The sequence below is a fragment of the Rhodococcus sp. ARC_M5 genome (assembly GCF_022810405.1).
GTDB lineage: Bacteria > Actinomycetota > Actinomycetes > Mycobacteriales > Mycobacteriaceae > Rhodococcoides > Rhodococcoides navarretei.
The window spans coordinates 74,895-96,079 of record NZ_JALGQE010000007.1 but is presented as its reverse complement, the minus strand read 5'-3'; the positions used below and the strand labels follow the sequence as shown (position 1 = coordinate 96,079).

General features: G+C 65.7%; 20 protein-coding genes. 17 read left to right on the top strand and 3 right to left on the bottom strand.

Annotation, left to right across the window (positions count from 1 at the left end):
* Window positions 1-65 precede the first annotated feature (65 nt).
* Together MTX34_RS13025 and MTX34_RS13020 are read left to right on the top strand one after the other, a co-directional pair.
* Complete coding sequence (locus tag MTX34_RS13025) at window positions 66-1,496, top strand: MFS transporter (RefSeq protein ID WP_243609699.1); 1,431 nt, start codon at window positions 66-68, stop codon at window positions 1,494-1,496.
* Between the two features lie 2 nt (window positions 1,497-1,498).
* Window positions 1,499-2,455 (top strand): D-2-hydroxyacid dehydrogenase, encoded by a 957-nt coding sequence (locus MTX34_RS13020; RefSeq protein ID WP_243609698.1) that lies wholly within the window; start codon window positions 1,499-1,501, stop codon window positions 2,453-2,455.
* A 4-nt stretch (window positions 2,456-2,459) separates the two neighbouring features.
* On the opposite strand, the gene MTX34_RS13015 is transcribed toward MTX34_RS13020, so the two are convergent.
* Entirely contained in the window at window positions 2,460-3,578 is a 1,119-nt protein-coding gene (locus tag MTX34_RS13015; protein WP_243609757.1) for an NADH:flavin oxidoreductase/NADH oxidase, read from the bottom strand.
* Between the two features lie 113 nt (window positions 3,579-3,691).
* On the opposite strand from MTX34_RS13015, the gene MTX34_RS13010 reads away from it, so the two are divergent.
* The 11 genes from MTX34_RS13010 to holA all read left to right on the top strand — a co-directional run bounded on the left by MTX34_RS13010 (window position 3,692) and on the right by holA (window position 14,362).
* A complete protein-coding gene (locus MTX34_RS13010; RefSeq protein WP_243609697.1) occupies window positions 3,692-4,969 on the top strand; it encodes a glutamate-5-semialdehyde dehydrogenase in 1,278 nt (425 codons plus the stop codon).
* A 45-nt stretch (window positions 4,970-5,014) separates the two neighbouring features.
* Window positions 5,015-5,896 (top strand): MoxR family ATPase, encoded by an 882-nt coding sequence (locus MTX34_RS13005; protein ID WP_037193103.1) that lies wholly within the window; start codon window positions 5,015-5,017, stop codon window positions 5,894-5,896.
* Window position 5,897: 1 nt separating this feature from the next.
* Window positions 5,898-7,313, top strand: coding sequence for a VWA domain-containing protein (locus MTX34_RS13000; RefSeq protein WP_243609696.1), 1,416 nt, complete (start codon window positions 5,898-5,900; stop codon window positions 7,311-7,313).
* A gap of 107 nt (window positions 7,314-7,420) precedes the next feature.
* Window positions 7,421-8,134 carry a nicotinate-nucleotide adenylyltransferase gene (nadD, locus tag MTX34_RS12995; RefSeq protein ID WP_243594201.1) on the top strand — a complete coding sequence of 238 codons (714 nt, stop codon included), beginning with the start codon at window positions 7,421-7,423 and terminating at the stop codon, window positions 8,132-8,134.
* On the top strand, window positions 8,131-8,520 hold the full coding sequence (gene rsfS / locus MTX34_RS12990) for a ribosome silencing factor (RefSeq protein ID WP_008715432.1): 390 nt from the start codon (window positions 8,131-8,133) through the stop codon (window positions 8,518-8,520). Before nadD ends, rsfS begins: the two co-directional genes overlap by 4 nt.
* Window positions 8,517-9,170: a histidine phosphatase family protein gene (locus tag MTX34_RS12985; RefSeq protein ID WP_243609695.1), complete on the top strand. Its 654-nt coding sequence runs from the start codon at window positions 8,517-8,519 to the stop codon at window positions 9,168-9,170. Before rsfS ends, MTX34_RS12985 begins: the two co-directional genes overlap by 4 nt.
* Window positions 9,157-9,909, top strand: a complete 753-nt coding sequence (gene octT / locus MTX34_RS12980; RefSeq protein WP_243609694.1) for a diglucosylglycerate octanoyltransferase — start codon at window positions 9,157-9,159, stop codon at window positions 9,907-9,909. The genes MTX34_RS12985 and octT overlap by 14 nt, the downstream gene beginning before the upstream one ends.
* Window positions 9,906-10,754, top strand: a complete 849-nt coding sequence (locus MTX34_RS12975) for a DegV family protein (RefSeq protein WP_243594036.1) — start codon at window positions 9,906-9,908, stop codon at window positions 10,752-10,754. Before octT ends, MTX34_RS12975 begins: the two co-directional genes overlap by 4 nt.
* 108 nt (window positions 10,755-10,862) lie before the next feature.
* Window positions 10,863-11,747: a ComEA family DNA-binding protein gene (locus MTX34_RS12970; RefSeq protein WP_243609693.1), complete on the top strand. Its 885-nt coding sequence runs from the start codon at window positions 10,863-10,865 to the stop codon at window positions 11,745-11,747.
* Window positions 11,744-13,336 carry a ComEC/Rec2 family competence protein gene (locus MTX34_RS12965; protein ID WP_243609692.1) on the top strand — a complete coding sequence of 531 codons (1,593 nt, stop codon included), beginning with the start codon at window positions 11,744-11,746 and terminating at the stop codon, window positions 13,334-13,336. The genes MTX34_RS12970 and MTX34_RS12965 overlap by 4 nt, the downstream gene beginning before the upstream one ends.
* A 57-nt stretch (window positions 13,337-13,393) precedes the next feature.
* The gene (holA, locus tag MTX34_RS12960) at window positions 13,394-14,362 is read left to right on the top strand and encodes a DNA polymerase III subunit delta (protein WP_374639541.1); all 969 of its coding nucleotides are present in this window, start codon (window positions 13,394-13,396) and stop codon (window positions 14,360-14,362) included.
* An 81-nt stretch (window positions 14,363-14,443) separates the two neighbouring features.
* Here holA and rpsT read toward each other — a convergent pair whose 3' ends face one another.
* Window positions 14,444-14,704 (bottom strand): 30S ribosomal protein S20, encoded by a 261-nt coding sequence (gene rpsT / locus MTX34_RS12955; RefSeq protein ID WP_027497522.1) that lies wholly within the window; start codon window positions 14,702-14,704, stop codon window positions 14,444-14,446.
* Between the two features lie 213 nt (window positions 14,705-14,917).
* Here rpsT and MTX34_RS12950 point away from each other — a divergent pair, with 213 nt between their 5' ends.
* The 3 genes from MTX34_RS12950 to MTX34_RS12940 are packed head-to-tail and all read left to right on the top strand — an operon-like array spanning window position 14,918 to window position 18,429.
* Complete coding sequence (locus MTX34_RS12950; protein WP_374639538.1) at window positions 14,918-16,615, top strand: circularly permuted type 2 ATP-grasp protein; 1,698 nt, start codon at window positions 14,918-14,920, stop codon at window positions 16,613-16,615.
* Window positions 16,616-17,590 carry an alpha-E domain-containing protein gene (locus MTX34_RS12945; RefSeq protein WP_032394562.1) on the top strand — a complete coding sequence of 325 codons (975 nt, stop codon included), beginning with the start codon at window positions 16,616-16,618 and terminating at the stop codon, window positions 17,588-17,590.
* Window positions 17,591-17,598: 8 nt separating this feature from the next.
* Window positions 17,599-18,429, top strand: coding sequence for a transglutaminase family protein (locus tag MTX34_RS12940; protein WP_094635545.1), 831 nt, complete (start codon window positions 17,599-17,601; stop codon window positions 18,427-18,429).
* A 47-nt stretch (window positions 18,430-18,476) separates the two neighbouring features.
* Here the strand turns inward: MTX34_RS12940 and MTX34_RS12935 are convergent, their stop codons facing one another.
* Window positions 18,477-19,046, bottom strand: coding sequence for a type II toxin-antitoxin system PemK/MazF family toxin (locus MTX34_RS12935; RefSeq protein ID WP_243609690.1), 570 nt, complete (start codon window positions 19,044-19,046; stop codon window positions 18,477-18,479).
* A gap of 149 nt (window positions 19,047-19,195) precedes the next feature.
* On the opposite strand from MTX34_RS12935, the gene lepA reads away from it, so the two are divergent.
* Window positions 19,196-21,043, top strand: a complete 1,848-nt coding sequence (gene lepA, locus MTX34_RS12930) for a translation elongation factor 4 (RefSeq protein ID WP_371829190.1) — start codon at window positions 19,196-19,198, stop codon at window positions 21,041-21,043.
* Window positions 21,044-21,185: the final 142 nt, after the last annotated feature.

The following is a 21,185-nucleotide window of genomic DNA, read 5'->3' as shown; positions in this document are numbered from 1 at the left end:
TCGAACGCTGCGAAGTACCACACCGACGCTCCACTTTGTCCACAAAAGCGAGAGGTATTTCGACCGTGACCGAAAAATCAGGGTCGGCAGCATCGCCGACCGGATATCCCCCGAGCACCGACACTCTGAGCCCGGATGAGACCAAGATCCTGCACCGCGCCATCGGCGGGTCCGCGCTCGGCAATGCCGTCGAGTGGTTCGACTACGCGGTGTACGGCTACCTGGCCGTCTATATCGCCGCGAATTTCTTCCCGTCCGACGACGGGGGAGCGAACCTGCTCTCCACGTTCGCCGTGTTGGCCGCGTCGTTCATCATTCGGCCCATCGGCGGCATCGTGCTCGGCCCGCTCGGCGACCGCATCGGTCGTCAGAAGGTCCTCGTACTGACCGTCACGATGATGACGTTGGCCACGGCGACGATCGGTGTGCTGCCGACATTCGACACCATCGGCATTGCCGCACCGTTGCTACTGCTCGTCTGCCGATTGGTTCAGGGTTTCTCCACCGGTGGTGAATACGGTGGCGCAGCAGTGTTCATGGCCGAATATGCGCCGGACAAGCGCCGCGGATTCTTCGGATCGTTCCTCGAATTCGGAACCCTGGCCGGCACCGTGGGCGGTGCCTCCCTGTGCACCCTGCTCAACGTCGGGCTCGGTGACGAGACCATGGAGGCCTGGGGCTGGCGAATCCCGTTCCTGGTGACTCTCCCGTTGGGCATCGTTGCGCTGTGGCTGCGGACCAGGCTGGAGGATTCTCCGGTGTTCGCCGAAGCGAAGGAAGACGGCGGCACGGTGGAAGAGGGTGCAGGCGGAGCCGTCACCTCGCTCAAGGCCACCATGACGTACTGGCAGCGGATCCTGATCCTGATGGGATTCGTCCTGCTACTGAACATCGCCTACTACACGGTGCTGACGTTCTTGCCCTCGTACCTCAGCGACACGTTGGGGCACAGCACGACTCAGTCCAACTTCACCCTCGTGGCCATCATGATCGTCATGATGGCGATCATCAACCCGATCGGCGCCCTGTCCGACCGGGTGGGCCGAAAGCCGTTGCTGCTGGTGGCCTGCGTCGGGTACTTCGTGTTCAGCGTTCCGCTGTTCCTGCTGATCATCAACACCGGACTGATCGGCCAGAGTATCGGCCTGCTCGGTCTCGGAGTGTTGTTGGTCATCATGTGCTCCTGTGTGTCGTCGACTCTGCCCGCGCTGTTCCCCACTCAGGTGCGTTACGGAGCGTTCGCCATCGGATACAACGTCTCGACGGCGCTCTTCGGCGGTACGGCTCCACTGATTCTGACGTTCCTGATCGACCGAACCGGGTCCAATCTGATTCCGGGTTGGTACATGATGATCGCGGCTGCCATCGCCTTCGTGCCAATTCTGTTGATGCCGGAAACCGCAGGCCGCTCGCTTCGCGGAACCCAGTGCCCCGGTGACAACGACGACGAGGTGGCCGCGTCGGGCGTCGAGCTCGTCGGATACAAGAAGAAGTAGCAGTGACACCGGTCCTCGTCGTGCTGCACGCCGGCGACCTTCCCGACGGACTCGACTCCGTCGCGGAGGTCGCCGACATCAGGTACGCCACCGCCGAGACCCTCGATGACGCAGTCGACGGTGCCGATGCGTTGCTGCTGTGGGACTTCTTTTCTCCCGCAGTCCGATCAGCGTGGCCGCGTTGCGGCTCGCTGAAATGGATTCACATCGCGGCGGCAGGCGTCGACTCGTTGATGTTCGACGAGCTGGTCGATTCCGATGTGATCGTGACCAATTCGCGGGGAGTGTTCGACAGGCCGATCGCGGAGTTCGTGCTGGCGCAGATTCTGGCGTTCGCCAAGGACTCCGAACGTTCGCGCGCACTGCAGCATTCGAAGGTCTGGCAGCACCGCGAGACCGAGCGTATCGACGGTTCCCACGCAATGATCGTGGGCACCGGAGCGATCGGGCGCGCCATCGCGAGCTTGCTGACAGCGGTGGGAATGTCGGTCTCGGGAGTGGGCCGCACGGCACGAGAGGGCGACCGAGATTTCGGCACCGTCCATGCCAGTGCCGATCTGGTGTCCGAGGTAGCTCGGGCCGACTACCTGGTGCTGGTCGCCCCGCTGACCGATCGGACGAGGGGAATGGTCGACGATTCGGTACTGGCTGCGATGAAGCCCGGCTCGCGCATAGTGAACGTGGGCCGGGGGGAGTTGCTCGACACCGACGCACTGCTGGCCCACCTGGACAGCGGGCACATCGCAGGTGCCGCGCTCGACGTGTTCGAGACCGAGCCGCTCTCGGCCGACCATCCGCTGTGGACGGCCGAGAACGTGATCGTGACCCCGCACATGAGCGGCGATGCCTCCGGGTGGAAGCAGCGACTCGCAGAAGTGTTCGCCGACAACGCACGTCGGTACTCGCGGGGAGAACCGTTGCTCAACGTCGTGGACAAGAAGCTCGGGTTCGTGGTCTGAACTCTCAGTAGGCCCGCTCGTACTGCGGCGCAACGGCCGGGAGCATCTCGACGCCGAGTTCACGCGCGGCGCGTCGCGGCCAGTACGGGTCACGCAGCAATTCGCGTGCCAGTAGAACAGCCGTTGCCTCACCGAGCGAGACGATGTCCTCGGCCTGCTTCGGTTCGGTGATCATGCCGACCGCGGCGGCGGGCATCGTCGTCTCGTTCTGGATGCGCCGCGCGAACGGAACCTGATAGCCGGGACCGACCGGAATTTTGGCGTGTACGTTGCCGCCGGTGGAGGTATCGACCAGATCGACTCCGTGTTCGGTGAGGATCTGCGACAACGCCACCGTCTGATCCGACGTCCAGCTCGGGGCCTCCAATTCGGCCGCATTTGCACTGTTCTCGGGCTCGTCGAGCCAATCGGTTGCCGACAGGCGAACGAACACCGGAAGATTCTCCGGCCACACCTCACGGACCGCGTCGACCACCTCGAGCAGCAGCCGCGTGCGGCCCGCGAAGTCTCCGCCGTACGCGTCGGTACGAGTGTTGCTGGCGGGCGAGAGGAATTGGTGCAACAGGTAACCGTGCGCACCGTGAATCTCGGCTACCTGGAATCCTGCCTTCAGTGCGCGCTGCGCGGCGGTTCGGAAGTCGTCGACGATTTTCGCGATGTCCTCGGCCGTCGCCTCCCGTGGGGTCGAGTAGTCACCGAATGCCACTGCGGACGGGCCGATGGTCTCCCAGCTCCGTGGATCCTCGGCCGGCAGAGATTTGCCACCCAACCAGGGTGCCGCGGTCGAGGCCTTGCGGCCCGCGTGTGCCAGCTGGATGCCGGGAACGGTACCGAAAGACGAGATCTCGGCGACGATCTTCGCCAGTGCATCGGCCTGACGGTCGTTCCAGATGCCCAGGTCGGACGGGCTGATGCGGCCCTCGGGGCTGACCGCAGTCGCTTCGGTGATGATCAGGCCTGCACCGCCGATCGCCCGGCTCACCAGGTGGGTGCGATGCCAGTCGCCCGCGACACCGACATCGTCGCCCGCGTCGTCGGCCGAGTACTGGCACATCGGTGCCATCCACACCCGGTTGGGAAAGGTGACGTCACGCAATGTCAGTGGCTCGAACAGGGCACTCACAGGTGGTTCCTCCGGTCTGTCGGTATCGACGTCGGCGACGTCGGCGATCTCCACGCTGTGCTGCAACGACGCGGCGATGCGGCTCATTCCCGGCCCCCATTAGTGTGTAGTTCATGACTGCTTCCGTCTCGGCCGCATCGGTGACCACGACCGTCGACGAGCGTGAGAACGTGCACTCGGCCGCTCGTCGGGCGCGGATCGCCTCGCGTACGTTGGCGCTGCTGACTACCGCGCAGAAGGACTCGCTGCTGCACGCCGCTGCCGACGCAGTGGTTGCCGCAGCCGAGTCCGTCCTGGCCGCGAATGCGGCCGACATCGAGATCGCACGGGCAGCGGGCACCGACGAGGGGCTGCTGGACCGGCTACGACTGACGGCGTCGCGGATCGACGGCATCGCGGCGGGACTGCGACAGGTGGCCGGGCTACCCGATCCGATCGGCGAGATCATCCGCGGTTCGACGCTTCCCAACGGGCTCGAGATCCGGCAGATGCGGGTCCCACTGGGCGTGGTGGGCATGGTCTACGAGGCACGCCCCAACGTCACCGTCGACGCGTTCGGTCTCGCGTTCAAGTCCGGTAACGCGGTGCTGCTGCGCGGTTCGTCGTCGGCCGCACAGTCCAACACCGCGCTCGTCGATGCCCTGCAGGGTGCGTTGCGCAGTCATGACCTGCCCGAGGCCGCGGTGCAGTTGCTCGGCAGTGCAGACCGCGCAACAGTCACCCACCTGATCCAGGCACGCGGGTTGGTCGATGTCGTGATTCCCCGGGGTGGCGCAGGATTGATCGCCGCGGTGGTGCGCGATGCCACGGTCCCGACCATCGAGACCGGCGTCGGAAACTGCCACGTGTACATCCACTCCTCAGCCGATCCGGACACGGCCGAGAAGATCGTGCTCAACGCCAAGACTCGTCGAGTCAGTGTCTGCAACGCCGCCGAAACCGTGCTGGTCGACGCCGCAATCGCCGAGACCCTGGTGCCGCGGCTGCTGCAGGCATTCCAGATGCACAGCGTCACGGTGCACGGGGACCTGCCCGGGCTCGTTCCCGCAAATGACGAGGACTGGTCGCAGGAGTACCTCTCGCTCGACATCGCGCTGAAGGTCGTGAGCGGCATCGACGAGGCGATCGAGCACATCGACCGCTATGGCACCGGCCACACCGAGGCGATCGTGGCCGCCGACATCGGTGCCGCGCGCGAGTTCACTCAGCGGGTGGACGCGGCCGCCGTGATGGTCAACGCCTCCACCGCGTTCACCGACGGAGAGCAGTTCGGTTTCGGAGCCGAGATCGGTATCTCGACTCAGAAGCTGCACGCGCGCGGACCTATGGGATTGCCCGAATTGACCTCGACGAAATGGACCGTGTGGGGCGACGGGCACGTCCGAGACTGACACCCATCGCCGCATCGCCCAGACCCGATCACCAGGAGCTGTGACATGGATCGTGCCCTACCGACGACACCCCCGCTGTTCGCCAGCGTGGACGACGTCCAGAGGCGTCTCGCCGAGACGGGCTATCTGGCCGACAAGGCCACCGCCACCTCGGTATTTCTCGCCGATCGCCTCGGCAAGCCGCTGCTGATCGAGGGTCCGGCGGGGGTGGGCAAGACCGAACTGGCCCGGGCCGTGGCGCAGACGACCGGTGCCGAACTGGTGCGGCTGCAGTGCTACGAGGGTGTCGACGAGGCCCGCGCGCTGTACGAGTGGAATCACGCCAAGCAGATCCTGCGCATCCAGTCCGGTACCGCTGCCGATTGGGACTCGACCAAGCTGGACGTCTTCTCCGAGGAATTCCTGCTGGCGCGGCCGCTACTGCAGGCGATTCGCCGTACCGATCCCACGGTTCTGCTCATCGACGAGACCGACAAGGCCGACGTCGAGATCGAAGGACTGCTGCTCGAGGTACTCAGCGACTTCGCGATCACCATTCCCGAGCTCGGCACGATCGTGGCCGAGCGGACGCCGTTCGTGGTGCTCACCTCCAACGCCACTCGTGAACTGTCCGAGGCCCTCAAGCGTCGCTGCCTGTTCCTGCACCTCGATTTTCCCGACGCCGACCTCGAGCGCCGGATCCTCGCCAGCCGGGTTCCCGAACTGCCCGAGGCCATCGCCGAGCAGATGATCAAGACCGTGCGGGTACTGCGCGCGATGCAGCTCAAGAAGTTGCCCTCGGTGGCCGAGACCATCGACTGGGGACGCACCCTGTTGGCTCTCGGTATGGACACCCTCGACGACGACGCGGTTCGCTCCACCCTCGGTGTGGTCCTCAAGCATCAGTCGGACCAGGTTCGCGCGGCAGCCGAACTCCGGCTCAACTGACATGCAGGCCCCGCACGGAATCCCCGGTCACCTCGTCGGTTTCGTCGAGGCGCTGCGTCGGCGTGGAATTTCGGTGGGGCCGTCGGAGACGGTCGATGCCGGACGCGTCCTGTCGGTTCTCGATCTGCTCGATCGGGAGGCCGTGCGCGAGGGTCTGGCCTGCGCACTGCTGCGCCGTCCGACTCATCGCGGAGTGTTCGACGCCCTGTTCGACCTGTGGTTTCCGGTGGCATCGGGCGCCAGGGACTCGGGGCAGATCGACACTGCGCTGCCCCGCACCGATGCCGGCGATGTCGACATCGATGCGCTTCGCGAGTTGTTGGTGGAACTGCTCTCGGACGATTCGGCCGAGGCCGCGGAGCTGACCCAGATGCTGGCGGCGCAGATGGTCGAGGAACTCGGGCAGTACAAGTCCTCCAACGGGCCCTCGTTCTCGGCATACCAGGCCTTGCGCGACGTTGCGCCCGATACGTTGCTGCGCAAGATTCTCGACGGCCTGCTCGGCCGCAGTGACGATGCACCCGATCGCCCCACCGACGACTACGAATCGGAAGTGGCCAAACGGACTGCAGCGCAACGTATTGCAGACCTTCGCACGATGGTCGAGAGCGAGACGAGGCGACGGTCGGCAGAAAAGCTGGGCCGGGAGCGGGTAGCGAGCTACGGGGTTCCCAAGCTGGCGGAGGAGGTCGATTTCCTGCGAGCCTCGGACACGGAGATGGCAGCGCTGCGACGCAACGTCACACCGCTGGCCCGGCTGTTGGCATCGCGACTTGCGGTGCGGCGCAGTCGAAGCAGGCATGGCTCGATCGATCTGCGTCGTACGCTGCGCAAGTCGATGTCCACCGGCGGCATCCCGATCGACCTGGTCGAGCGCAAGCCGCGTCGAGCCCGCCCCGAATTGGTTGTGCTGTGCGATGTCTCGGGCTCGGTGGCAGGTTTCAGCAACTTCACGCTGCTGTTGGTGCACGCGCTGCGAGAGCAGTTCTCGCGCGTGCGGATCTTCGCGTTCGTCGACTCCACCGACGAGGTGACGCGGTTCTTCGATTCCGGGTCCGATCTCGGTGCCGCGATGAGCCGCATCGTCCGCGAGTCCGATCTCGTGACGTACGACGGGCACTCGGACTACGGCCATGCCCTCACGACGTTCGACGAGAAGTACGCGCACGCGGTCACCAGTCGTAGCTCGGTGCTGATTCTCGGCGACGCACGCACCAACTACCGCGATCCGAAGCTGCCTGCGTTGGCGCACATCGTGTCGGTGGCCAAGCATGCGTACTGGCTCAATCCCGAACCGAAATCGCAGTGGGGTTCCGGCGATTCGGCCGCCAAGGTGTACGCCGACGTGATCGCCATGCACGAGTGCCGATCCGCTCAGCAACTCGCCACCGTGGTCTCGCGTCTGCTGCCGGTGTGAGGCGTGTGACGCCCGGTGGTGCCCCGGACGTAGAATCGGCGGTTGTGCAGCGTGAATCCGATCCCGGCGAGACCACCGGTGCGCAGTCCGTTCGTCGTTTGGGCGTGATGGGCGGCACCTTCGACCCGATTCACCACGGGCACCTTGTCGCAGCCAGCGAAGTGGCGAACGAATTCGGTCTGGACGAGGTCATCTTCGTCCCCACCGGAAACCCCTGGCAGAAGGAAGGGAAAACGGTCAGCCCGGCCGAGGACCGCTACCTGATGACCGTGATCGCGACGGCGTCGAATCCCCGATTCTCGGTCAGCCGAGTGGACGTCGACCGGGAGAAGTCGACCTATACGGTCGACACCCTGCGCGATCTGCGATCACAGCATCCCAATGCCGAGCTGTACTTCATCACCGGCGCGGACGCGCTCGAATCGATCCTCACGTGGCAGAACTGGGAGGAGTTGTTCGAGCTCGCCAAGTTCGTCGGTGTCTCGCGTCCGGGGTTCGAGCTCGGCGTCGAACATCTCGCCAAGCACCTTCGGTCGCTGCCCGCGGACACTCTCACATTGATGGAAATACCTGCACTCGCGATATCGTCGACGGACTGTCGACGTCGAGCCGGTGAGAATCGGCCGGTCTGGTACCTCGTACCGGACGGCGTCGTGCAATACATCTCGAAGAGAAATCTCTACAGACCACGAGGCGCTCAGCGTCTCGACGGATCCGTCACCATGTCGGAACCAGCGCCCCAGAAGAAGCAACCGGCAGGGTCGGTCACCAGCGCAATGACCGCAAACCCGAGCCATACGAGTGGGAGTACACCGAAGTGACTGCAACAGCCGAAGCCGCCGAGATGGCGCGGATCGCCGCGCTCGCAGCCGACGACAAACTGGCCAGCGACGTGGTGATCCTCGACGTCTCCGATCAGCTCTACATCACCGATTGCTTCGTGATCGCCTCCGCGCCCAACGAGCGTCAGGTCAACTCGATCGTCGAGAACATCGAGGATCAGCTGCGTGAGGCCGGACACAAGCCGGTCCGTCGCGAGGGCACAAGGGAAGGCCGTTGGGCGCTGCTGGACTACTCCGACATCGTCGTGCACGTCCAGCACAACGAGGAGCGCAACTTCTACGCACTCGAGCGGCTGTGGAAGGACTGCCCGACCATCGAGGTTCCCGGTCTCGGACAGCACCCGGCTCCGGAATCGGAGCAATGATCCGACGCCTCATCCTGCTTCGGCACGGTCAGACGGAGTACAACGCCACCGACCGCATGCAGGGGCAGCTCGACACCGATCTGTCCGAGCTCGGCCGCAGCCAGGCTAAGACGGCCGCTGCCGAGCTGGCGACGCGTGAGCCGATCAAGATCGTCTCGTCGGATCTGCGGCGCGCCCTCGACACCGCAATGGCACTCGGAGACGCGTCGGGTGTTGCAGTGTCGGTGGACGAGCGCCTACGCGAAACCCATCTCGGTCAGTGGCAGGGCTTGACCCACACCGAGGTCGACGACATCGCGCCCGGTGCACGGCCGGCCTGGCGCGCCGACGCCACCATTGCCCCACCCGGTGGGGAGAGCCGCATCGACGTTGCCCGACGCAGCGTGCCGCTGGTTCGTGAACTCGCGGCCGGCGTTCCCGAGTGGGGGGCCGACGGCAACCAGCGACCACTCGTCCTCGTCGCGCACGGTGGTCTGATCGCGGCCCTGACTGCCGCGCTGCTCGATCTGCCCACCGAACGCTGGCCGGTGCTCGGTGGCCTCGCCAACACCAGCTGGGTGCAGCTCGGTGCGCACGGACCCGGCGAGAATCCGTCCTGGCGACTCGATGTGTGGAACGCCTCGGCGCAGGTGGCCAGTGACGTCCTCTGACGAGACGTCGGCGCGCCCCGCGCTGCTCGTGCTCGCGGACTCGTTGAGCTACTACGGACCCGAGGGTGGGCTACCGGTCGACGACCCGCGGTTGTGGCCCAATCTCGTTGCAGCGGAGCTGGGTTGGACGGTCGAGTTGGTTGCGCGCATCGGCTGGACGAGTCGCGACGCATGGTGGGCACTGACCCAGGATCCGCGAGTGTGGGCAGCGATTCCCCGTGCCGGTGCCGTCGTGCTCGGAATCGGCGGCATGGATTCACTCCCGTCTCCGTTGCCCACCGCCCTACGGGAGCAGATCCGGTACATCAGACCGCCTGCCCTCCGGCGCGTGGTTCGCGCGGGATATCAAGTGGTGCAACCTGTTCTGTCTCATCTCGGTTGGCCGGTGGCCCTGCCGCCGCGGCTGAGCGTCGAGTATCTCGAACAGACCCGCGCCGCACTGGCCTACGTGCGTCCGGAGCTCCCCGTCATAGGTACCTACCCGTCGGTGCACCGCTGCGACGCTTACGGCAAGGTGCACTCGGGTCGCGAACCCGCTGTGCGAGCGCTCCGCGCGTGGAGCGCCGAGACGAACGTTCCCATGGTCGATCTGGCCGACGCGGTACGGCCGAACATCGAATCCGAGAACGCGAATCCCGACGGTATCCATTGGGGTTGGGACGCCCATGTCGCGGTAGCGGAGGCGATGCTGGCGGTGCTGCGACCCGTCGCCGCGGAGGCGGTCACTCGAACGTCATGACCGTCACCGTCGTCACCGACTCCTCGTCCTGCTTGCCCGCCGCCCTCGCCGCCGAACGAGGCATCGCGGTGGTGCCACTGCACGTGTTGGTGGACGGAGTCGACCACCGCGAGGGTGTCGACGAGATTCCCGATCAGTCCGCCTCGGGCAAGCAGGTGACCACTGCGGGGGCCTCTCCAGGGGAACTCACCGAGGTCTACGCCGCAGCTCTCGAACGTAGTCGAGGCGCGGGCGTGGTGGCCCTGCACATCTCTCGTGGACTCTCGAGTACCTGGGAGGCAGCGCGCCAGGCCGCCGTGCAGGTGGGCTCCGCCGTCCGAGTCGTCGATTCCGCATCGGCAGGCATGGGACTGGGCTTCGCGGTGCTGGCTGCCGCCGCCACGGCCGCCGGGGGAGCGGAACTGAACGAGGTCTATGGCGACGCCGTCGCCGCGTCGACCACCTCGAGATGCTTCATCGTCGTCGATCGACTCGACCACCTACGACGCGGAGGGCGAATCGGTACTGCCGCCGCGCTGCTCGGGACGGCTCTGGCCATGAAGCCGGTGTTGCACATCAGCGACGGCACGCTCGTGTTGCGGGAGAAGACGCGGACCTCGTCCAAAGCACTGAACAAGCTGGTCGACGCGGCAGTTGCGGCCGCAACCGAGGTCGGTGACGATTCGGGGGTTGTGCTCGCGGTGCACCACATGCTGTGCCCGGACCGCGCGGAGGACGTCGCCGCGATGCTGGCCTCCCGAATTCCGCAGTCGACCAGCATCGACGTGTATCCCTTCGGTGCAGTCCTCGGTGCCCACGTGGGTCCGGGCGCGGTCGGTGTCGTCGTGGCTCCTGGACGCCGATAGCCGCGTCGATCGCACGGTTCATCCACAGCATCCGGGTTGTGCACAGGGCAATTCCTGGCCTGCGTCCTTCCCGATCGGGTCCTCTCGCGCGCAGTAGCGTCCTTCGGCATGGGCGGCAACGACGATCGGGCGCACACGGTGGCGCGATTGAACTCCGTGCGCAGGCAACATGATTCCGACCGCGCTCGCGTCGTGCCCGAGGACCCGCGACCTGACGTCGGGTCCACGGAACCGGAGTGGCTGTTGCCGGAAGCACAGCGATCCAGCACGCCGTGGTCGTCCTTGCTGCCGCAGCGGTGGAGAGCTGCCCGCGTCGACCCAGGGAAACCGGGGGCACTGGCACTCGCGGCGGCCGGGGTCTTCGTCGTGCTCGTCGCGGCATTCGCGGTGTTTCGAGATGCACCGACACCGGCACCTGCGCCGCCGCTCGCCGTGGTCGCGACCGACACGGTGGGTATCGATGGCACGGTAAATCCGGGGGACGCGCTCGATCCTGTGCCGATCGCCGAGACCGAACTCGTGGTGAGCGTCGTCGGGCTCGTGACGCGCCCCGGATTGGTTCGGCTGCAACCGGGTTCGCGCGTCGCCGATGCGGTGGCGGCGGCAGGCGGCGCAGTCGAGGGTGCCGATCTGTTGGCGCTGAACATGGCTGCGCGTGTCGCCGACGGTGATCAGATCGTCGTCGGCGTCGTTCCGCCGGAGGCAGCTCCACCGGTCAGCAGTACGACGTCCGGGATCGGAACACCGACAGACGGTAGCGGCGGCGTTCCGGCCGGTGTCGGAGGTGCCACCTCGGGCGGGACGGTGGACCTCAACGCCGCGACCGTCGCAGAACTGGACGCATTGCCCGGAGTAGGTCCGGTGACCGCGACCTCGATCGTGAGTTGGCGAGAGACCAACGGCCGCTTCGCGTCTGTGGAACAGCTGTCCGAGGTGGACGGAATCGGGCCCGGCAGACTGGCCAGGATCCGCGACCTGGTGCATGTCGGATGACCACCGCTGCCGCGTCGACCGGTGCGGCGCAGGCCGAGGATCGTCTGCCGTTCGACGTGCGGCTGGTTCCGGCTGCCGCCGTGTGCTGGTCGATCACCGCGATCGGAATTCTCGGTGGGCCCGGTGCTGCCCTGGCTGCTACTGCGTCCGCCGTTGCGGTGGTGCTGCTCGTCGGAGTTGCACTGCACCGGTTGTCGATTCGGCTCGCCTGGTCGGGGTCGAGTCGGTTCGGTGCGGCCGCGGTGATCGTGCTGGCATTGTGTTTCGGTGGAGCGATCTGGCTTCAGATGCGGTCGCTGGCCGATCATCCAGTGGCTGCCGCTGCCGAGAATCGAGCGTGGATCACCGCCTCGGTGCGATTGGAGGAGGACCCGCGACGATTGTCGGCTCCCGGTCCGTCGATGGTGATGCTGAAGGCCGAGACGACGCGAGTCGACGTAGGTGGCGAGGCGCTGTACGTCGGCGGACGAGTGTCGATCGTGGCACCGGAGGCACAGTGGTCGGCATTGCTACCGGGCCAGGAGATCACCGTGCGGGGCAGGCTCGGTACGCCGATCCGGCCGGACATGAGCGTCGCTGTGATCCGTACTTCGGGTCCGCCCGTCACCGTGGACGAGCCAGGGGCGATCTCTGCTGCAGCCGGCACCTTCCGGTCGAACCTGGCTGCGGTGGCGCAGAATTCGATGCCACCGGATCGCGCAGGTCTGCTACCCGGTCTCGTGGTCGGGGACGTGTCGCGGTTGGACGAGACGGTCGCCGAGAACTTTCGGGCGGCCGGACTGACGCATCTGACGGCTGTATCGGGTGCGAATTTTTCCATCGTGATCGGCGCGGTTCTGTTGGTGTTGCGGGGTATCGGACTCGGCCCCCGCGCGACGGTCGTTGTGGCGTTCGTCGTACTCGTGGCGTTCGTGATCGTGGCCAGGCCGTCGCCGAGTGTGGTGCGGGCGGCAGTGATGGGGTCGATCGGTTTGCTGGCGTTGGTCACCGGCCGACGCAGACAGGCGGTTCCAGCGCTGTGCGGCGCGGTGTTGGGTCTGCTTGCATGGTGGCCGAGGCTGGCGGTGGATGTCGGATTCGTGCTGTCGGTGTTCGCCACCGCCGCGCTCATGCTCGTCGCTCCGGTCTGGGTCGACTGGCTTCGGGCCCGCGGCTGGCCGAGGGCGGCCGCGGAGGTGGTGGCGGTCGCCGCGGCGGCGCACGCGGTGACCGCTCCGGTGGTCGCGGCCATGGCCGGAACGTTCAGCGTGGTGGGCATCGCAGCGAACGTGCTGGTGGCACCGGTCGTCGCACCGATCACGGTGGTGGGCATCGTCACGGCGGTGATCGCCTGCGTCAGCGGTTCGCTCGCGGAATGGGCGGCGCAGCTGGCGTCCGCGCCGCTGTGGTGGTTGATCGCCGTGGCAGAGGAGGCTGCGTCGGTGCCGGTAGCGGGCGTCGTCGTCCCCGACGGCATCGGGGGCGCCGCACTGGCAGCATTCGGAACGGCCGCGCTGTTGGCGGCGTTACGTTTCACCGTGTTCAGGTGGCTGGCCGCGGCGGTGGCGATAGCGGCACTCGCGTCGTGGACGGCACACGTGCTGTGGTGATCGCTCGGCACGAAGCGGATGCCGGCACTGTCGGCCGCTCATGGCACGATCATGGTCGTGACTTCGAGTGTGGCTCCACTGCATCTGGTTCTCGGCGACGAAGAACTTCTGGTGGATCGCGCGGTGGCGGCGATCGTGGCTCAGGTCCGCGCGAACGCCGCGATTCCGGGGGAGGACCTGCCGGTCACTCGGTTGCGCACCGGTGACGCCAGCGCCCCGGAACTCGCCGAACTATTCAGCCCGTCGCTGTTCGCCGAGGACCGAGTCGTGGTGCTCGAGGCCGCCGCAGAGGCGGGCAAGGACGCCTCGGCACTGGTGCTCGACGCTGCTACCGATCCGCCCGAGGGAGCAGTCGTGGTGGTCATGCACTCCGGCGGCGGTCGGGCCAAGGCGATGGTCGGTGCCCTGCAGAAGTGTGGTGCGCAGGTGCACGAGTGCGCCAAGCTGACCAAGCCTGCCGAGCGCATCGACTTCGTACGCGGTGAGTTCCGTGCGGCCGACGTGCGGGTCAGCGCCGAGGTGATCGAGGCGGTGGTCGAGTCCGTCGGCAACGAGCTCCGTGAACTGGCCTCTGCCTGCTCACAATTGGTATCCGATACCGGCGGCAAGGTCGACCTCCCCGCCGTGCGTCGGTACTACTCGGGCAAGGCCGAGGTCTCCGGGTTCGACGTCGCAGACAAAGCAGTGATCGGCGACCGGGCAGGCGCTCTCGAGGCCCTGCGCTGGGCGATGCACCGGGGCGTGGCGCACGTGCTGCTCGCCGATGCGTTGGCCGATGCCGTCCGGACCATTGCGCTCGTGGGTTCGGCCGGTCGCGGCGACCCGTTCCGGATGGCGGGGGAGCTGGGCATGCCGCCGTGGAAGATCAAGAAGGCGCAGGGTCAGGCGCGTGGGTGGAACGGCCGATCCATCGCACAGGCGCTGCGGGTGGTGGCGCAACTGAACGCCGACGTCAAAGGCCAAGCGGCGGACGCCGACTACGCGGTGGAAAAGGCGGTGGCGGCGGTCGCGTCACTCGGCAAGTAGCGTCGCCGGAGTGCAGAGCGCACGAAAAAGCCCGCTGCATCGTTGTCGGATGCAGCGGGCTCGATCGAGCTCAGTGGTGTATCAGAGCTTGTTGACTGCGAGAGCCAGTGCCGACTTCTTGTTGGCTGCCTGGTTCTTGTGGATGACGCCCTTGCTGGCGGCCTTGTCCAGCTTGCGGCCTGCATCGAGAAGAATCTCGGAAGCCTTGTCCTTGTCGCCCGCAGCCTGTGCCTCGCGGAACGAGCGGATGACGGTGCGAAGGGAGGACTTCACCGACTGGTTGCGCAGGCGTGCACGCTCGTTGGTGAGAATCCGCTTCTTCTGGGACTTGATATTGGCCACGCGTAAAATCCTTCTTGTCTTCGTCGGTATTCCGGTCAGGGCGATCCATGCTGGAATGCCCGAAGTCTGCTGCAGAGCATGGAGCCCTGCGCCGAAGATCGAGAATACCAGTACGGTCGGCCAGAACCCAATCCGGAGTGGGGCGACGATGCGTTTCAAGAAATTAACGCTTCTACCGCGCCTAACTCCTGTCTCTGTAGCAACATGGCCAGAATGAGTCCGCGATCGGCAACGCCTGCCAACACCAAGGCCAAAGCGACCAAAACCAAATCCGCGGATCGTGTCGAACCCGAAGTCGACGGAGTGTTCGGAGGATATTCCGACGTCGGAAAGTACAGTCTCGCCTTCGACGAGATGTTCGACGCGGACGGGCGCACCCGAAGTCCGTACAAGGGCATTCACACTGCGCTCGCCCCGGCGAACGCGGTGGACCTGGACGCGAGATCCGATGCGCTGGGACGAGCCTTCATCGACCAGGGCATCACGTTCTCCCTGTCCGGTCAGGAACGCCCGTTCCCGCTCGACCAGGTTCCCCGCGTCATCGCGGCAGGCGAATGGTCGCGGCTCGAGCGTGGCATCAAGCAGCGAGTCAAGGCCCTCGAGATGTTCCTCGCCGACATCTACGGCGATCAGGAGATCCTGCGCGACGGCGTGGTACCCAAGCGGCTGGTGACCTCCTGCGAGCATTTCCATCGCGAAGCGGTCGGCATCACGCCGCCCAACGGTGTGCGCATCCACGTCGCCGGCATCGACCTCGTCCGTGACGCCCAGGGCACCTTCCGAGTGCTGGAGGACAACCTGCGCTCGCCGTCGGGCGTGTCCTACGTGATGGAGAACCGGCGCACCATGGCCCGGGTGTTCCCCGACCTCTTCGCGAGCCACCGCGTCCGCGCCGTCGGCGATTACGCCTCGCACCTGCTCCGGGCACTGCGCGCATCGGCAGCCCTGAACGAGGCCGACCCCACTGTGGTGGTTCTCACTCCTGGCGTGGCCAACTCGGCGTACTTCGAGCACTCGTTGCTCGCGCGACTGATGGGCGTCGAGCTCGTCGAAGGACGAGACCTGTTCTGCCGAGACAACATCGTCTACATGCGCACCACCGAGGGCGAGCGTCAGGTCGACGTCATCTACCGACGCATCGACGACGACTATCTCGACCCCATGCAGTTCCGCCCCGACTCGGTGCTGGGAGTAGCAGGTCTGGTCAACGCCGCTCGTGCAGGCAACGTCGTCATCTCCAGTGCCGTCGGAAACGGCGTCGGCGACGACAAGCTCGTCTACACCTACGTACCGACGATCATCGACTACTACATGGGCGAGAAGCCGTTGCTGGCCAACGTCGACACGTTCCGCTGTTGGCTGGAGGACGAGTGCGAGGAGGTACTCGACCGCATAGACGAGCTGGTCATCAAGCCGGTGGAAGGCTCGGGCGGCTACGGCATCGTGTTCGGCCCCGACGCGTCGCCGAAGGAACTCGCAACCATCAGCAAGAAGGTCCGCGCAGATCCGCGCGGCTGGATCGCGCAACCCGTCGTGCAGCTCTCGACGGTGCCCACGAAGATCGGCGACCGATTGGTACCCCGCCACGTCGACCTGCGGCCGTTCGCCGTCAACGACGGTGACGACGTCTGGGTGTTGCCCGGCGGCCTGACCCGGGTGGCGCTGCCGGAGGGATCCCTGGTGGTCAACTCGAGCCAGGGCGGCGGCAGCAAGGACACCTGGGTGCTGGCCACCCGAACCTCTCAGGAGGAGCAGGAACTCGCGGGTGAGGAGATCGTCAGCGTTCCGCCGGAGTCGCCCATGGCCGAACAGGGCCCGGAGCTGACGATGGACCAGCAGATGAATCAGCAACAGCAGCAGCAGCAACAGCAGCAGGCAACGAACTCGGACTCGAACGGCGGTGGACAGTAAATGCTCGCGCGCAACGCAGAGTCGCTCTACTGGATCGGGCGGTACGTCGAGAGGGCGGACGACACGGCCCGCATTCTCGACGTCACCGTCCACCAGCTTCTCGAAGACGCCACGGTCGATCCCGACCACACTTCGCGAGTGTTGTTGCGAGTGCTCGGGTTCAAGCACGAGCCGGACGTCTCGCTCGACGTGTGGTCGCTCACCGAGGTCGTCGCCTTCAGCCGAGACGGATTGGGTTCGATCGTGGACTCACTGTCGAGCGCGCGCGAGAACGCCCGCGGTGCGCGTGAAGTCACGTCCAGTGAGATGTGGGAGTGCTTGAACACCACGTACAACGGGCTGAACGAGCGCATCAGGGCGTCCAAGCGCACCGGCCCGGCCGAGTTCTTCAGCTACATCGAGGAGCGGGCCGCGATGTTCGCCGGTCTCGCGGACTCCACCCTCAGTCACGACGACGGCTATCGCTTCCTCCTGCTCGGTCGCTCGGTCGAGCGCATCGACATGATCGTTCGGTTGTTGCTCTCGCGAGCCGGTGACCGGCCGTCGTCGCCGGCGTGGGTCACTGTGCTGCGCTCCGCCGGTGCTCACGACACCTACCTGCGCACCTACCGCGGCGCACTCGATGCACAGCGAGTTCTGGAATTCATGTTGTTGGACAGGCTCTTTCCGCGATCGGTGTTCTACGCGCTCAACGAGGCGGAGCGTTCGCTGGATCAGCTCGACCATCAGCCCAACAGTCGAGTCGGTGCGCGCGCAGAGGCGCAGCGTCTACTCGGTCGCGCGCGCAGCGAACTCGAATTCCTCCGTCCCGGTGAAATTCTCGACGATCTGCAGGAGCGCCTGCTCTCCCTGCAGGAAACCTGCCGTGAGCTCGGTGATGCGATCTCCAAGCAGTATTTCCACGCCGCTCCGTGGGTGGCGTGGACCGACGCCGGTTCCGGAACATTCGAAGATCAATTGGAAGGTGAACTGTGAGCTGGCGTATGCGTGTCGTGCACACCACGGGCTATCAGTACGACGCACCGGTGACGTCGTCGTACAACGAGGCTCGGTTGACGCCGCGAAGTGACAATCGGCAGAACGTGATTCTGAACCGAGTCGAGACCAACCCGGTGACGCGTTCCTACCGCTACACCGACTACTGGGGCACCGCAGTGACGGCGTTCGACCTGCACGCACCGCACACCGAGCTCGAGGTCACCGGATCGTCGGTGGTCGAGACCGATCCCTTCGTCTACCCGGACGAGAACGCCTCCTGGGAGGAACTCGCGAGCGATCCGGTCATCGACCGCTTCAACGAGGTCCTCGACAATACCGAGTACGTGCCGAAGAACAGGCAACTCGCGTCGGTGGCGAAGAAGCTGTCCAAGGGCCTACCGCCGCAGGAATCGGTGGTGGAGATCGCCAACTGGGTCAACCAGGAGATGTCCTACGTGCCGGGAACCACCGGCGTGCACACCTCGGCCGTGGAGGCATGGTCCGAGAAGAAGGGCGTCTGCCAGGACTACGCCCACCTGACGCTGCTGATGCTGCGCAGTGTCGGCATCCCCAGCCGGTACGTCTCGGGCTACCTGCACCCGAAGAAGCAAGCGGCGATCGGTGCGACGGTCGAGGGTCAGAGCCACGCGTGGATCGAGGCCTGGACCGGTGCGTGGTGGGGCTACGACCCGACCAACGCCATCGCCGTCAACGAGCAGCACGTTTCGGTCGGACTCGGCCGCGACTACGCCGACGTGCCACCGCTCAAGGGCATCTTCTCCGGCGGCGGTTCGACGGCACTCGACGTGGTCGTGGAGATCACCCGCCTCGCCTGATGCCGTGCGCGTTGTGCGTAGCTGTGGCTACGCACAACGCGCACGACTCAGTTCCAGCCGAAGTCTCGGCGCAATCTGTCTGCAACGGAATCGAATTGGGGCTTGCTCAGAATTGCGCCCTCGCGGCGAATACCGTCCTCGGGCACGTCGAGCACTCGATCCAGGCGAATCCAGCTCGGCCGACCCTCGGCGTCCCAGGATCCGGACCCGATCGACTGCCAGTCGCGGTCTCCGTCGCGGCTGCTCTGGCTAGAGAGCATAAGGCCGAGCAAATCGTTGCCCTCGCGCCCGATGACCAACACCGGGCGATCCTTGCCCTGGCTGGCGTCCTCTTCGTAGGTCACCCAGGTCCAGACGATTTCGCCGGGATCGGCTTTGCCGTCCAGGTCGGGGGAGTACTCGATGGTGCGGGCGCGCTGGGCCGTCGGCCTGGTCTGCGACGCCACCGGACGACCGGGACGAGGAGCCGGAGTGGACGTGCGAGTGGCCGTTCCGCTGATCGCGTCCTTGCCCTTCTGCAGGGCACCGGACTTCTGTAGCTGACGCAGAAGTCGAGGGCCCTCGCGCATCGCGATCTTGCCCAGTTCTTTGCCGAATCTGCTCCAGTTGCCAGCCATGCGGCGAGTGTAGCGATCCGGACGCCGCTGCTCATCGCCCGAACCGCGGCGACATGACACCCGAGTCGGACAGCCGGGGACGGCGCACCGTTCTCGGCGTGGGACGATAGGGAGACCCGTTCGCTCATTTCGAACACGCCAGCCGAAGGATACGAGTGCCCAGCTTCGCCGACACGACGTTCACCGATCCGTCCAGGATCAGGAACTTCTGCATCATCGCCCACATCGACCACGGTAAGTCGACGCTGGCCGACCGGATGTTGCAGCTCACGGGCGTCGTCGACGACCGGTCGATGCGCGCTCAGTACCTGGACCGGATGGACATCGAGCGCGAGCGCGGCATCACCATCAAGGCACAGAACGTGCGGCTCCCGTGGGTCGTCGACGGTGAAGAATTCGTCCTGCACCTCATCGACACGCCCGGCCACGTCGACTTCACCTACGAGGTATCGCGTGCCCTCGAGGCCTGCGAGGGAGCGGTACTGCTCGTCGACGCCGCCCAGGGCATCGAGGCGCAGACCCTCGCGAACCTGTACCTCGCTCTCGACAAAGAGCTCACCATCATCCCGGTGCTCAACAAGATCGACCTGCCGGCCGCCGACCCGGACCGCTACGCCGCCGAGATCGCCCACATCATCGGCTGCGAGGCCGACGATGTGCTGCGCGTGTCCGGTAAGACCGGAGTGGGCGTCGAGGAATTGCTCAACGAGGTCGTCAAGCTGGTGCCTGCCCCGGTCGGCAACCCGGACGGCCCTGCCCGCGCGATGATCTTCGACTCGGTCTACGACACCTATCGCGGCGTCGTCACCTACGTCCGAGTCGTCGACGGTGCGCTGAATCCGCGCGAGAAGGTCACGATGATGTCGACCGGCTCGACGCACGAGCTACTCGAGGTCGGCATCGTCTCACCCGATCCGAAGGCGACCAAGGGTCTCGGCGTCGGCGAGGTGGGATACCTGATCACCGGGGTGAAGGACGTCCGCCAGTCCAAGGTCGGCGATACCGTCACCACCTTCCGTAAGGGCGCGACCGAGCCGCTGACCGGCTACCGCGAACCCCGTCCGATGGTGTACTCGGGCCTCTACCCGCTCGACGGTTCGGACTACCCCGACCTGCGCGACGCCCTCGAGAAGCTGCAGCTCAACGATGCGGCACTGACCTACGAGCCGGAGACCTCGGTGGCGCTCGGCTTCGGCTTCCGCTGCGGCTTCCTCGGGCTGCTGCACATGGAGATCACCCGCGAGCGGCTCGAGCGAGAGTTCAACCTGGACCTGATCTCGACCTCGCCCAACGTGGTCTACCGCGTCGAGATGGAAGACGGTGCGGAGCACATCGTCACCAACCCGTCGTACTGGCCCGAGGGCAAAGCGCGGGAAGTGTTCGAGCCGATGGTCAAGTGCACCATCATCTCTCCCAGCGAGTTCATCGGTTCCATCATGGAACTGTGCCAGGGACGACGTGGCGAACTCGGCGGCATGGACTACCTGTCCGAGACCCGCGTGGAACTGCGCTACACGATCCCGATGGCCGAGATCATCTTCGACTTCTTCGACATCCTGAAGTCCCGGACGCGTGGCTACGCCAGCCTCGATTACGAGGAGATCGGCGAGCAGGCCGGTGCGCTGGTCAAAGTCGACATCTTGCTCCAAGGTGAGGCCGTCGATGCGTTCTCGGCGATCGTGCACAAGGACAATGCCGCGGCCTACGGCAACAAGATGACGACCAAGCTGAAGGAATTGATTCCGCGTCAGCAGTTCGAGGTGCCGATTCAGGCTGCCATCGGGTCTCGCATCATCGCCCGCGAGAACATCCGCGCCATCCGCAAGGACGTGCTGGCCAAGTGCTACGGCGGCGACATCAGCCGTAAGCGCAAGCTGCTCGAGAAGCAGAAGGAAGGCAAGAAGCGGATGAAGACGATCGGTCGCGTCGAGGTGCCACAGGAAGCCTTCGTCGCTGCGTTGTCGTCGGAGTCGTCGTCGGACAAGCCCAAGAAGTAGAGCAGAGCCAAGAAGTAACCTCACACCCTTTCTGTCGACCGCGCGCCCCCGCTCGCATCGGAGCAGGGGCGCGCAGTTGTCAGTAGGGGCGCGCGGTCCCGGCCGGAACCTGTCGCACATGGCGGGCGAGTACATTTCGAAG

Bases quoted from the DNA above. Each gene is read 5' to 3' on its own strand.
- MTX34_RS13005 (WP_037193103.1), top strand. From the start codon at position 5,015: ATGGATCGTGCCCTACCGACGACACCCCCGCTGTTCGCCAGCGTGGAC.
- MTX34_RS12985 (WP_243609695.1), top strand. From the start codon at position 8,517: ATGATCCGACGCCTCATCCTGCTTCGGCACGGTCAGACGGAGTACAAC.
- MTX34_RS13010 (WP_243609697.1), top strand. From the start codon at position 3,692: ATGACTGCTTCCGTCTCGGCCGCATCGGTGACCACGACCGTCGACGAG.
- nadD (WP_243594201.1), top strand. From the start codon at position 7,421: ATGGGCGGCACCTTCGACCCGATTCACCACGGGCACCTTGTCGCAGCC.
- MTX34_RS12965 (WP_243609692.1), top strand. From the start codon at position 11,744: ATGACCACCGCTGCCGCGTCGACCGGTGCGGCGCAGGCCGAGGATCGT.
- MTX34_RS12945 (WP_032394562.1), top strand. From the start codon at position 16,616: ATGCTCGCGCGCAACGCAGAGTCGCTCTACTGGATCGGGCGGTACGTC.
- MTX34_RS12935 (WP_243609690.1), bottom strand. From the start codon at position 19,046: ATGGCTGGCAACTGGAGCAGATTCGGCAAAGAACTGGGCAAGATCGCG.
- MTX34_RS13000 (WP_243609696.1), top strand. From the start codon at position 5,898: ATGCAGGCCCCGCACGGAATCCCCGGTCACCTCGTCGGTTTCGTCGAG.
- MTX34_RS12975 (WP_243594036.1), top strand. From the start codon at position 9,906: ATGACCGTCACCGTCGTCACCGACTCCTCGTCCTGCTTGCCCGCCGCC.
- MTX34_RS12950 (WP_374639538.1), top strand. From the start codon at position 14,918: ATGAGTCCGCGATCGGCAACGCCTGCCAACACCAAGGCCAAAGCGACC.
- MTX34_RS12970 (WP_243609693.1), top strand. From the start codon at position 10,863: ATGGGCGGCAACGACGATCGGGCGCACACGGTGGCGCGATTGAACTCC.
- MTX34_RS12940 (WP_094635545.1), top strand. From the start codon at position 17,599: ATGCGTGTCGTGCACACCACGGGCTATCAGTACGACGCACCGGTGACG.